Source organism: Rothia sp. (in: high G+C Gram-positive bacteria) (assembly GCF_030540545.1).
GTDB lineage: Bacteria > Actinomycetota > Actinomycetes > Actinomycetales > Micrococcaceae > Rothia.
Genome location: NZ_JAUNVZ010000003.1, coordinates 283,544 through 296,116, shown reverse-complemented (window position 1 = coordinate 296,116; position 12,573 = coordinate 283,544). Strand labels below are relative to the sequence as shown.

The window sequence follows — 12,573 nt, the reverse complement described above, 5'->3', positions numbered from 1 at the left end:
CAGAGTAATGCCCAAGCGATTCAGGTGAACTGGGAGCACCACAAATACAACGACGGCAGCTCCTACGCCACACCCGACACCAACCCACACACCTGCACCCTCAACGGCAAACCAGGCTACGTCGCCACCATCCAAGGCTCAACCTTCGACCACGACGAAGCAGGCAAAACCACCGGATGCATCCCCTACCCCGATACGAAAGGAACACCCACCGACACAACCCCCGAAACAAGCGAAACCGAGGAAACCCCACGCATCACCTACGCCCAACAGCTAGCAGAAGCACGCAAAAAATTCCTCGAACTCGACTCCCCCAAACCCACCCTACACTTCGACAGCCAAGACACACTACTCAACGGCACCGCAGTGCTAGTATTCAACAACGAAATCCTACACTTCTACACCCGCATCGACAGCGCCAAAGCCATCTACAGCGGACCAATGCTCAGCGGCGAAGGAACCATCGAAGCCGTACCGGTCACCTACATCTACCACTACGGTGACGGACTGGAAAACAGCACACGCATTGTATACAACCCAGGCAGTGAGCATCAGCCCATGAAGGACGGCCCACATGGTGGCAGGATACCGGATGAATCCCCCAGCAGCCACGTATTTGAAAATACCGGTAATTTCCACGCCTATGTTGAAGTAGTGTACGCCGGACGTTTCAAAATCGGAGACGGCCCCTGGCAATGGCTACCGGAGCAGGAAATACGGTGGAGTGAGCCGGTGTTAGTGCGTTCTTTTGTGAGGAATTATTACCCGGTAGCCAAGACCTGCAAGGAAGATCCGCAAGCTCGTGGATGCGGTCAGAAGCCTGATTGGTCGAACCCTAATCCTCGGTTGCGTGTAGCTGATCTGCGGACGGGGTCGAAGTATCATGCGGATGCCTCTGGTCGTGGTGATTCTGAGTGGCGGTATGAGTATTCGTGGTGGCCGTATACGTAGGGTTTAGCGTGTGGTTTTTGTGTATGGGACGAGCCTCTGGCAGGTGCGTTCCCGGGTTCGCTTGGGTGTGTTTCTTACCTGGGCTGAAGAGGTTCATCCCATGCGGGTGTTTCAGCCGTAGCCTTGCCGGATAGCTGACCACAACCTAGCCGGATTCACAGCCACAGCCTTGCCGGATTGGTGACCGCAGCTAGCTCGGAAACGCAAGCACAGAGGCGAGTGTGGAGGTCCACGACTCGCGAGTTATGACAAACCCCGCACTACCTATACAGCAAAACCTGTATTAGATAGTGCGGGGTCGGCGTTATTTGAGCTGAAACGGGCTCTCTGCTCTCGCCTTCACAATACAAAGCGCAACCATAGCCCTGAAAGCACACGACTAGGATCGAATGGATTCACGCAATCGGCCCAGCGCTGCCAGAACCACGTCCTTTTTCTGGGTGGTCCATAGCGGCGGCAGGGAGCGCATTAGGTACCCGCCATAGCGTTTGGTTGCCATGCGCGAGTCAAGAATCGCGACCACTCCCCTATCGTTCACGGAGCGAATCAGACGTCCGGCACCCTGCGCCATACGAATCGCCGCGTGATAGGCAGAAACACTCATAAAACCATTGCCACCGTGCTGGTTAGTGGCGGTGGTACGCGCCTGGGTCAACGGGTCGTTCGGGCGCGGGAAAGGAATACGATCCATGATAACCAGGCGGCATGAGTCGCCGGGTACGTCCACGCCCTGCCACAGGCTCATGGTGCCAAAAAGGCATGAGTCAGTGTCTTCAGTGAACTCTTCAACCAGTGCAGCAAGAGAGGATTCACCCTGCAGCAGCACGTTCAAATCGCTATGTTCGCGGATGTATTCTGCCGCCTGCTCGGCGCCCCTCTTGGAAGAGAAGAGCCCAAGCGCCCCGCCTCCGGATGCTTCGCAGAGTTCCAGTAAGCGCTGAAGCTGCTCACGACTGACCCCAAATTTGGGTTCGGGCAGGTCGGAGGCAACGTAGAGCACGCCCTGTTTGGGATAGTTAAAGGGTGAGCCGACGTCGATTCCATTCCATGCGGGCGCGCCGGGTCCCATAAGTCCCAGAGCCCCAGCGGCCGCGTCGAAGGACTCGCCGACGGTTAGGGTTGCGCTGGTGAGAATCACGGTTTTGCCATCGAAAAGACCCTCGCGCAGTCGCCCGGCAACCGAAAGCGGGGCGATGTGCAGGGTTGCGGGGTCGTCAGGTGCTGCCTCCTGGTAGCGTCCGTTTTCGAAAACGCGCGGGCGCGATACCCAGAGCACTTCGTGTTCTCCAGCGGCTTCGAGCATGCGGGTGGATGCTTCGAGTACTTCGTTGACTCGCGAGCGCGCGATTTGCAATCCGGCGTCGATTTCTTTGGAGTCTCCGGGTTTGGAGTCGGACATGGCGGCGCGCGCGGCGTCTTGTACGCTGGCAAGCGCGGCGAGCAGGTGCCCTTCAACACCTCGCGCCAGTAGCCCTTCGGGTACGCCGTTGAGCGCACGGTCTAGGGAGTTCGCGGCGTTAGAGAGCGGTACGGGTGATACTTTGGAGTTCTTTTTGAGGCTGCGCGCGGCACGGTCAATCATGCGCGGTGAGAGAGTGCCGGTGACCGCTCCGGTGACTCGATCTGCCAGTTCGTGGGCTTCGTCGATAATGACCGTGTCGTGTTCGGGTAGCACTGCTAGGCCCTCGAAGGCGTTGATTGCCAGCAGGGCGTGGTTGGTAATGACGATATCTGCTTCGGTGGCTTCGGCGCGGGCGCGTTCACTGAAGCATTCTTCGACCAGGGGGCAGCGTTTGCCCAGGCAGTCTGCGGATGAGACGGAGACTTGTGACCAGGCTAGGTCGGATACGCCGGGTTTGAGTTCGTCGCGGTCGCCGGTTTCGGTGCGTTCGGCCCATTGGCGCAGGCGCAGTACGTCTTCGCCGACTCGGCTGGTGGGTCGGGCGGGCAGGTCGAAGAGCGCGTCGGGTTCTTCTTCGGGGTAGCCGCCTTCGAGTTTGTGCAGGCATAGGTAGTTGCTGCGGCCTTTGAGGATGGCGACGTGCGCTTCGGCGACGGGGGTGCCTTCCATGGCTTCGAGCAGGCGCGGGATGTCGCGGTTGACGATCTGGGATTGTAGCGCCAGGGTTGCGGTGGCGACAATAATGGGTTTATCGCTGGTTTCGATGCGTTCCAGGGCGGGCACGAGGTAGCCGAGGGATTTGCCGGTGCCGGTGCCTGCTTGTACGAGCAGGTGGCGTTCGAGTTCCATGGCTTGGGCTACGTGGGCTGCCATGGTTTGCTGACCGGCGCGTTGGGATCCGCCGGTGGCTTCGATAACTTCGTCCAGCAGGTCTAGGGCTGCGGCTGCTCCGGGGATGGTGCGCAGTTCGGAGATGCCGGCGGCGTTGGTGGGTGCGCTCATGGTGCTCCTTATGCTGGTGACGTGCTGGGTTGAGTATTTTCGGGCGCGCTTAGTGCACAGTGCGCGCTATCTTTGCAGTATGCTGCGAGGCACCGCACCGCCGGGCTCGGTTCAACCCGGTACCCGGCGGCGGCTCTATATCAGAGCTATACCTGCGCGGTGTTTTCGGCTAAGGTATTGCGTGCGGTACCGGCCTGGGCGTTTTCAGCGTCCTCCAGCTCAGCTTCGAGGATTTCCAAAAGCTCGGCATCCAGCACATATTCGGCAAGCTCACCGGCGACATCTTCACGCACCAGCGCCTGAACGTAGGTGCCGTCCGTGGTGTAGGCGGTGCGCTTAATGTCTGCGTCCCATTCGTGCAGGCGCGAGAGCACCTCTCCGTGGGCATAGGGTACCAGCAGCTTAACCTCAATGGAGGGGCGCGGAATCATATCCGCAATCAGCTGTTTAAGTTCATCCAGACCCTCGCCGGTGCGGGCGGAAACCACCACGCTGTTGCGTTCGCGCTGCAGCAGGCGCTCCAGCACGAAGGGGTCAGCAACATCGGCCTTGTTCAGCACAATAATTTCGGGGATGCGCGCGCCGTCCACCTCGGCAATGACCTCACGCACGGCGCGAATCTGGCCTTCGGGGTCGGGGTGGGAAGCATCCACCACGTGCACGATCACATCAGCGTCGGCGACCTCTTCCAGGGTGGAGCGGAATGCCTCCACCAGCTGGGTAGGCAGGGAACGCACGAAACCCACGGTATCGGACAGGGTGTAACCAATACCGTCCGGGGTCTGTGCCTTGCGCACGGTCGGGTCCAGGGTCGCAAAGAGCGCGTTTTCCACCAGGACGCCCGCGTCGGTCAGGCGGTTGAGCAGGGAGGACTTGCCCGCATTGGTGTAACCGGCGATTGCAACCGAGGGCACGCGGTGACGCTTACGGTTCAGGCGCTTAGTTTCACGCGCAGGCGCCATGGCGGCAATTTCACGCTTGAGCTTAGCCATGCGTGCACGCAGGCGACGACGATCCAGCTCAATCTTAGTTTCACCCGGGCCGCGAGAACCGATACCTTCACCGGCTGCGGCACGGCCACCAGCCTGGCGGGACAGGGAAGCACCCCAACCGCGCAGACGGGGCAGCATGTACTCCAGCTGAGCCAGCTCAACCTGCGCTTTACCTTCGCGGGACTTGGCGTGCTGGGCGAAAATATCCAGGATCAGCGCGGTGCGGTCAATGACCTTGACCTTGACGATATCTTCCAGGGCGCGGCGCTGGGAGGGAGCGAGCTCGGAGTCGACAATCACGGTGTCGGCGCCGGTGGCTTCTACCAGGTCTTTGAGTTCCAATGCTTTACCGGAGCCCAGGAAGGTGCCGGGGTCGGGCTTGAGGCGGCGCTGAACCAGGCCGTCCATGACCTCCGAGCCTGCGGTTTCTGCCAGGGCGGCGAGCTCTCGCAGGGAGTTTTCGGCATCTTCCAGGGTGCCTTCGGTCCACAGGCCGGCGAGCACCACGCGTTCCAGGCGCAGCTGGCGGTACTCAACTTCGGTCACGTCTTCCAGCTCGGTGGAGAGACTCTGCGCGCCGGTGCGGCGCAGGGCGCGACGCTCAGCCAGATCCTGCTGGTCGCCGTCGTATTCGGAATGTTCTCGCTGGTTATCGCTCAGCTCGCGGGCGCGCGAACCCAGCACGCCGCCGGCGTGTTCTGCCGGGAAAGTATGGACAGTGGGTTCCTGGGAACGTCCCAGTACTCGATCGACTGTGCGGCGCAGCTGCTCATCGCTGGGCATCTTGCCGCTTTTTTCACCATTGTTCGAGGTATGTTCAAAACTATTCATAGGTTCTTTAATTCTACTTCTTTTTGGTGCCTAGAGGGTGAAAAAGAGAGGCAAACAATAGCTTTTTATCTGCGGGTGAATTCCCGCCTTCCCTACTCTATCCGCGGGCTTCTGCGCCCCGGTATGTACCCCGGCTTGTGCCCCGGTCTGTCTTCCTCGCGCGGGTGCTGCGCATCGTGCGCGCTGCCGTCGATATTCCGGCGAGCGCCCGTATACCGTACACTAAAGATTATGAGCGAGCAGCATTATTTTACGAACTCCCCCGAGACCGCCTATAAGCCGAAGAAAATCCGTGTGAATCTTGCCGGTCAGTCCCTGAGCGTGACCACCGCCAACGGTATTTTCAGCCCCGGCGGTATTGATAAGGGCACCGCCGTGCTGCTTGCCGACGCGCCCGAGCCGCGAGGCGCCACTATGCTCGATATTGGGTGCGGTTGGGGTCCGATCACGATGACCATGGCAATGCTCGCGCCCTCCGCGACCGTATACGGTGTGGATGTCAATGAGCGTTCCCGCTCCCTGGCACTCATGAATGCCGCCGATAACCGCCTCTCCAATGTGCGTATTGCCTCCCCCGAAGAGGTACCGGCGGATCTGCGTTTTGATACGATCTGGTCCAACCCGCCCATTCGTGTGGGTAAGGAGGTGCTACACGAGATTCTGCTGACCTGGCTGCCGCGCCTTGCTGTGGACGGGGTTGCCTACCTGGTGGTTCAGAAGAATCTGGGTGCTGATTCCCTGCTGACCTGGCTGGATAAGGCGCTGGCTGAGGTTGAGGGTCAGTACGAGGTGAGTCGCTATAGCACTTCGAAGGGCTTCCGTCTGCTGGAAGTAGCGCGCACCGCCTAAGGCTTGTCCCCTCCTGCCATGCAGGGTGATATGTAGAAAAGACCCCGATAGTTCTTGATTCGAGAACTATCGGGGTCTTCTCTATTGCTTTATCCGCTGCTTATCTAGCCTAGCCCTTAGCGCAGCACGACGGTGGAGACCATCTCGGCAGGGCCTGCGAGCACCACATGTTCCAGCTCATCCGGGCCGGTGACGAAGGTGACCGCCAGGGTACCACCGGGTACGTGTACCAGCCACTCATCGGGGGCTTCTTCCCCACCCCAGAAGCGGGTTGCTGCAGCAGCCGCGCAGGCGCCGGTACCGCAGGAGAGAGTCTCGCCCACGCCGCGCTCGTGCACGCGCATGCGGATAGCACCCACCTGAGCGCCTTCCTCATGTTCCAGTTCCAGGGGAACCACGAACTCAACATTGGTGCCCTGCGGGGGTCGCGGGGTGACCAGGGGCTGCTCGGTCAGATCCAGACCGTTCAGCTTTGCCTCGGAGCCGAGCAGGGTCACTGTGTGCGGGTTACCCATGGTAATGGACACGGCGGCGCGCGGAGTCTTCAGACCGCGTGCCGAGACCTGAGAATCTTCGCCGGATTCGCGTGCAGCATCGCCGTGAATAAAGCCCCAGGGACCCATATCGATAGCGTAGCCGTCTTCGGTGCGAGCCACGGTCTTGACACCCGCGCGGGTGCCGATCTGCACAGTATCGCCGATTTCCAGGTCGATCAGACCCTCGGTGCGCAGGTACTCCACATAAGCGCGCACGCCGTTGCCACACATTTCGGAGATGGAGCCGTCAGCATTGCGGTAGTCCATGAACCAGGTGGCGTTGGGGTGCTCCTCGAGCAGTGCCTGACCGGCGGCAAGGGATTCGCTCTTTGCCGCGCGAATAAAGCCGTCTGCGCCAATGCCGAAGTGGCGGTCGCATACGCGCGCTACCAGTTCGGCGTCCAAAAGGATGGCGGCTTCCGGGTCGGTGAGGAAGACGAAATCATTACCGGTTCCGTGGCCTTTGGTGAGGTTCTTCTCCGCCAGTTCTCCCCAAGCGCTCATGCTCTGCTCCTTCTCGTGGGGTAAAAGTTTCTTGTGTTTATTGTACGCGTTTAGCCCTGCGGGTAGTCTTCTTCAATGATTCGCATAGCTTCGGGCAGTAGGTTAGGGTCGGTGGCATCCAGCCAGTGCACGCGCGGGTCGGCGCGGAACCAGGTAATCTGGCGGCGCGCGAACTGGCGCGTAGCAATGGTCGTATCCTCAATCGCCTGCTCCAGGGTGTACTCCTCCAAGCCTTCAGAGGCGGCGAGTCCGGATAGCTGACTACGCGCACTCTCCAGAGCCTTCAAGAATTCACGGTAGCCAATGGCTCGAGAGGCGGTTTTTGCCTGCCTCAAGCCCTGAGCCTCCAGCTGGTGGACCTCCTCCAGAAGACCGGCATCGGCCATAGCCACAACGCGCGCATGCAGCCGCTCGTGCAGAGCCGCACGATCCATATCCAGCCCAATCTGCACCGCCGGGGACACATACTCGCGCACGGGCATAAAGGCGCTAAAGGGGCGCCCCTCAACCTCCCAGACTTCCAGGGCGCGAATAATGCGACGTTCATCGTTCACCCGCGCCGCCGACTCCGGGTCCACAGCCGCCAAGCGCTCATGCAGGGCACCAATCCCCCGCTGCGCTGCCTCTGCCTCCAGGCGAGCACGCACCGCGGGGTCGGTTCCGGGGAACTCCAGCACATCCAGGGCGGCGCGCACATAGAGCCCGGAGCCACCTACTAGAATCGGGTACTTACCGCGGGCACGAATCTGAGCAAAAAGCTCACGCGCCTGTGCCTGGAATTGAGCCACAGACGCCTCTTCGTGAATATCCATGATATCCAGCAGGTGGTGCGGCACGCCCTGCATTTCCTCAGCAGTAATTTTGGCGGTGCCGATATTCATACCGCGGTAGAACTGCATGGAGTCGGCGTTAATGCATTCGCCTCCCAGCTCACGCGCCAGGGCAATGGCGAGCGCGCTTTTACCCGTGCCGGTGGCGCCCACAATGGCAATAATGGGCAGGGTTTTCTCAAGGTTATTAAGCTGGGAGGTCATTCTTCTATTTTACGTGGTACGCGCGGTGTTTTGAGCAGAAGGCGCCCCTGTCGCTAAAGCGGCTAAGCGTGCCATTGAGTTTCGGTCCTGCATCTCTAGCGAGCATGTAAAGCGTGGCACGAGTCGCACATACGAGCGCTTTATAACTCACCGTAGAAACACAATAAGCGCACGATTCCCCGCTCATTGCAGAGAATCGTGCGCTCGCACAATTTATATGTATTTACTTGCGCAAACCAATGGTCGGCATACCCAGACCCACCGGACCGCCGGAGACCTGAGTGGTACCGGCACCGCAAGAATCAGCCTGGGAACGATTCCATGCATCACCCGCGCGAGTACGGCGCAGAGTGTATTCCTCAGCGCTCGGGTCGGAGAGCAGGTGGAAGGAACCCGCCTCGGTAATAGGCACGGTCACCATATCGCCGGGGCGCGGAGTTTCGCAACCGGCGGGCACGGAGAAGTGCACCAGGCGCTGGTCGGGGCCGCGACCTGCCAAACGATGAGTCTGCTGAGCCTTACGACCGGACTCGGCAACAACCATCAGCTCCACGGTCTTACCCAGCTGCTTGCGGTTCTCTTCGGCAGCAATACGGTCCTGCAGGGCGATCAGACGCTCGTAGCGCTCCTGCACAACCTCCTTGGGTACCTGGTTGTCCATGGTTGCTGCGGGGGTACCGGGGCGAATGGAGTACTGGAACGTAAAGGCCGAGGAGAAGCGCGCCTGCTCCACCACGCGCAGGGTGTCTTGGAAGTCCTCTTCGGTCTCGCCGGGGAAGCCCACAATAATATCGGTGGTGATCACGGCGTTGGGGATGCGCTCGCGTACCTTCTCCAGAATTCCCAGGAACTTCTTGGATCGGTAGGAGCGGCGCATGTCCTTGAGCACCTTGTCAGAGCCGGACTGCAGCGGCATGTGCAGCACGGGCATAACGTTCGGGGTTTCGGCCATGGCATCGATCACGTCGTCGGTGAACATTGCCGGGTGCGGGGAGGTGAAACGCACGCGTTCCAGACCCTCAATCTCACCGCAGGCGCGCAGCAGTTTGGAGAATGCCTGACGGTCGCCAAATTCCACGCCGTAGGAGTTCACGTTCTGACCGAGCAGGGTCACCTCAATGGCGCCGTCGTCAACCAGTGCCTGTACTTCGGCAAGGATATCGCCGGGGCGGCGGTCCTTCTCTTTACCACGCAGGGAGGGAACGATGCAGAAGGTACAGGTGTTATTGCAGCCCACGGAGATGGATACCCAGCCGGAGTACACATTATCGCGCTTGGTGGGCAGGGTGGAGGGGAAGATCTCCAGGGATTCGAGCAGCTCTGCCTGCGCCTCGTGATTGTGGCGGGCGCGCTCGAGCAGGGCGGGCAGGGAGCCGATATTGTGGGTACCGAAGACCACATCGACCCAGGGCGCCTTTTCGATAATGGCGTTTTGGTCTTTCTGTGCCAGGCAGCCGCCGACGGCGATCTGCATACCTTCGTGCTGTGCCTTGATGGGCTTGAGCTGGCCGAGGTTGCCGTAGAGTCGGTTGGATGCGTTTTCTCGCACGGCGCAGGTGTTGAATACCACCAGGTCGGGGGTTTCGCCTTCTTCAACGCGCGTGTAGCCGTTGGCTTCGAGCAGACCGGACATGCGCTCGGAGTCGTGGACGTTCATCTGGCAGCCGAAGGTGCGCACTTCGTAGGTGCGTTTCTTGTCGGCGTTGTCGATTTCTTCTTGGGTTACTGCGTTTTCTAGGGTGATACTCACGCCTTTAGGGTATAAAAATTTAGTGGTGCGCTCTATGCAGGTCTTCCTTAGTCTGTACTTATCGACTGGGCGGGTTTGGTGCGCCTTGCGTGCCTGAAAACACACTCATCGCGCATTATTCTTATGCACGCTATATAATCAAAGCACCGATATACTCAACTTTTCTTTCCGGGATTTGTATATGCTTGACACTACCGCTGTCACTTTAGAAACCTCTGTTATTCCTATGATTCCGCAGCCGCAGAGCCTGCGCACCCTGCCCGCGCCGGTGCCCGCGCTGTCGGTGATTTCCACTCCTGAGCCTGCCGATGTGTTGGAGCAGGCTATTCGCGCCTATGTTCCGGCGCCCGGTCATGCGCCGGCGGATTCGAAGAAGTTCCGTCGTTTTGCGTCCCAGCTATTGGAGTGGACTGCGAGCGCTCCTTTGGGTCGTACTATGCCTGAGCATAGCCCGCGTGAGCTGGTGCATTGCCAGATTTTGGGTACGAGTATGCGCTCTATTGTGTTGCGTCTGCGCTATCGTCATGCGCGTACCGGCCAGGTGATGCGTGTGGTGGTTAAGCATTTCCGTCGCCGCGATAGCCTGCATAATTCGGGTGGTTTTGGCTTGGCGCGTGAGTTGGCGGCGGCTCGTCATTTTTCTGCGCTGACTGATGGTGCCCTGCCGGGTTATTACACTCATTCTGAATCGCTGCGTGCGATTGTGCTGGAGGATAGTAGCGCTTCTTTTGCTGATCCTGTGCCCCTGGCGCGTGCTCTGGCTAGTGATGATTCGGTGGTGCGTCGTTCGGGTTTCCGTGCGCTGACTGAGTTTTATGCGGCGCTGGGTGGTATTCCGGTGGATGCGGATGCCGCCCTGGCGTTCCGCCGCGAGTTGGCGTCTTTGGATTCTCGCTCGCCCTTCCCCGGTGGTGCGGCGTCTTTTTCGCTGGCTTCTCGCGGCGCGGCGAAGCTCTTTCCTGAGAGTGCGCCGGCGGGAGAAACGGATCCTTATACTCAGCTGCGTTTTGCCTTTAAGCGTATTGCTCAGCCGGCGTTTTTGGCGCGGGCTACCCTGGCTAATGATGAGTTGGCACGTGCTTTTGCGGCGACACGCGGCGCGGATTATATGGTCAGCACGGGCGATTTTAATCCTGAGAATGTGCTCTGCTCCCCGTCGTCGCTGGGTTTTGCCTCGGCAGTGTCTTCACCTGCGGTTCCGGCGCGCGGTGTGGATGCTGAGGGTAGTGGTTTTGTACACCGCGGCATGCTTTTTGCCGAGGTTATGTTGGGTTTCCCTTCTTCTCCTGCGTATCCGGGGTATCGTGTGGAGCGCGAGCGCGATATGGCGCCGCTGTATCTGGCGCTGTGGGGTAGCCGTGATTTGGATGCTGATTTGGCGTTGGATATTACCCTGTGCACTCTCATGATTGCTTGCACTCTGATTGAGCTGTATGGGCGTAGTGAACGTGCGGCGTTGCTGCCGGTGCTGTGCAGTGAGGCGGCTGATTTTATGCAGGCTCTGCTGGCTATTGCTCTGGAGGATGTGCCGGGCGAGAGTGGTGCTGAGCCGGGGAACGCTGCTTCGGTTTCTAGCGCTGATGAGGTGGTTTCTGAGGCTCTGCTGTCTGAGATGGCAGATGCTGAGGGGACTGAGGCGAGCGCTGAGCATCCTGAGCTGAGCCTACCTGACCTTTCTCTGCCCGAGCTCTCCCTACCTGAGATTGAGTCGCAGTCTCTGAGCGCTGAGTATCGCGCGACCCTCATGCCTGTGATTGAGGAAGCCATTTCTCGCCTGCGCACCCTTGAGGTCTAGGACCGGCACCTACACCTGAAATATAAAGTGTCCATTCTATCTTTCGTACCCACAAGTATCGCAATCATGCCGCCAGCGGGTAAACTCCCGAGCCTCAGTACTATACTGTCAATCCGCTCACTAACCCTAGAAGCACAGCCCAAGAATCATGATGGAAAACCTACCCCACAGCGTTAAAGAGCTCATCGGCGACAGGGACTGGACGGATATGTCCTGCCATTCCCAGGCGACAGTCTACGCCCTGGGCGAGGACTTATTCCTCAAAATAGGCGCCAAGGGTTCCCTACAGGCTGAAGCGAACATGACCGCACTCTTAGCCCAGGAAAACCTAGCCGTGCAGGTACTCCTCTACCTGAGCGAAGACAAAGACTATCTACTGACCGAAGCTGCCCGAGGGCAAACCCTAACAACTCTGACGGATAACCCCGATCTTCTATGCCACCTATACGGTCGTGCACTGCGTCAATTACACGACCGTCAGTTGCACGACCACCAACTGAGCGCAGAACTATCTCCACAGCACACGGAGTACCTGGAGCTATACAAGAAGTTCAATATCGAGCACGCCACGGAGAGAGAATACCTGCTGGAGCGCTACCCTCTACCAGCCTCCATAAAGGACGCGCCGCCCTGCGAGCTAAGCGCGAATATCTTTATTCATGGGGACGCCTGCCTACCCAATATCCTGCACGATGCCCGCACCATCACCTTTATTGACTGGGGTCAGGCAGGTTTTGGGGATGCCGCCATTGATTTATATTGGGCCATCTGGTCCCTGGCGTATAACCTGCACACGGAAGAATACACGGATCTATTTTTAGCATCCTATGGTTGGGATCGGGTGGATGAAGAGAAGATTGCCTGGATTTCGTGGCTATCGGCACTACCCGAAGGCTAAATACACTATTCAGCCGTGTACATACGCCA

General features: G+C 59.2%; 8 protein-coding genes and 1 pseudogene. 4 read left to right on the top strand and 5 right to left on the bottom strand.

What is annotated here, in order from left to right:
- Positions 1–951 (top strand): annotated as a pseudogene (locus tag Q4P78_RS04340) (hypothetical protein); the annotation flags it as partial.
- A 379-nt stretch (positions 952–1,330) separates the two neighbouring features.
- On the opposite strand, the gene Q4P78_RS04335 reads toward Q4P78_RS04340, so the two are convergent.
- Both Q4P78_RS04335 and hflX read right to left on the bottom strand, forming a co-directional pair.
- The gene (locus Q4P78_RS04335) at positions 1,331–3,355 is read right to left on the bottom strand and encodes an ATP-dependent DNA helicase (RefSeq protein WP_303339091.1); all 2,025 of its coding nucleotides are present in this window, start codon (positions 3,353–3,355) and stop codon (positions 1,331–1,333) included.
- 146 nt (positions 3,356–3,501) lie between these two features.
- Positions 3,502–5,178 (bottom strand): GTPase HflX, encoded by a 1,677-nt coding sequence (hflX, locus tag Q4P78_RS04330; protein ID WP_303339089.1) that lies wholly within the window; start codon positions 5,176–5,178, stop codon positions 3,502–3,504.
- A 231-nt stretch (positions 5,179–5,409) separates the two neighbouring features.
- On the opposite strand from hflX, the gene Q4P78_RS04325 reads away from it, so the two are divergent.
- Positions 5,410–6,027, top strand: coding sequence for a class I SAM-dependent methyltransferase (locus Q4P78_RS04325; protein ID WP_303339088.1), 618 nt, complete (start codon positions 5,410–5,412; stop codon positions 6,025–6,027).
- 116 nt (positions 6,028–6,143) lie between these two features.
- On the opposite strand, the gene dapF is transcribed toward Q4P78_RS04325, so the two are convergent.
- The 3 genes from dapF to miaB form a co-directional block, all read right to left on the bottom strand.
- Complete coding sequence (gene dapF, locus Q4P78_RS04320) at positions 6,144–7,067, bottom strand: diaminopimelate epimerase (protein ID WP_303339087.1); 924 nt, start codon at positions 7,065–7,067, stop codon at positions 6,144–6,146.
- 50 nt (positions 7,068–7,117) lie between these two features.
- Positions 7,118–8,101, bottom strand: coding sequence for a tRNA (adenosine(37)-N6)-dimethylallyltransferase MiaA (gene miaA / locus Q4P78_RS04315; RefSeq protein WP_303339086.1), 984 nt, complete (start codon positions 8,099–8,101; stop codon positions 7,118–7,120).
- A gap of 223 nt (positions 8,102–8,324) precedes the next feature.
- Positions 8,325–9,851 carry a tRNA (N6-isopentenyl adenosine(37)-C2)-methylthiotransferase MiaB gene (miaB, locus tag Q4P78_RS04310; protein WP_303339084.1) on the bottom strand — a complete coding sequence of 509 codons (1,527 nt, stop codon included), beginning with the start codon at positions 9,849–9,851 and terminating at the stop codon, positions 8,325–8,327.
- Between the two features lie 181 nt (positions 9,852–10,032).
- Here miaB and Q4P78_RS04305 point away from each other — a divergent pair, with 181 nt between their 5' ends.
- Positions 10,033–11,646, top strand: coding sequence for a hypothetical protein (locus Q4P78_RS04305; RefSeq protein WP_303339083.1), 1,614 nt, complete (start codon positions 10,033–10,035; stop codon positions 11,644–11,646).
- A gap of 148 nt (positions 11,647–11,794) precedes the next feature.
- Positions 11,795–12,544 (top strand): phosphotransferase, encoded by a 750-nt coding sequence (locus tag Q4P78_RS04300; RefSeq protein ID WP_303339082.1) that lies wholly within the window; start codon positions 11,795–11,797, stop codon positions 12,542–12,544.
- Positions 12,545–12,573 lie beyond the last annotated feature (29 nt).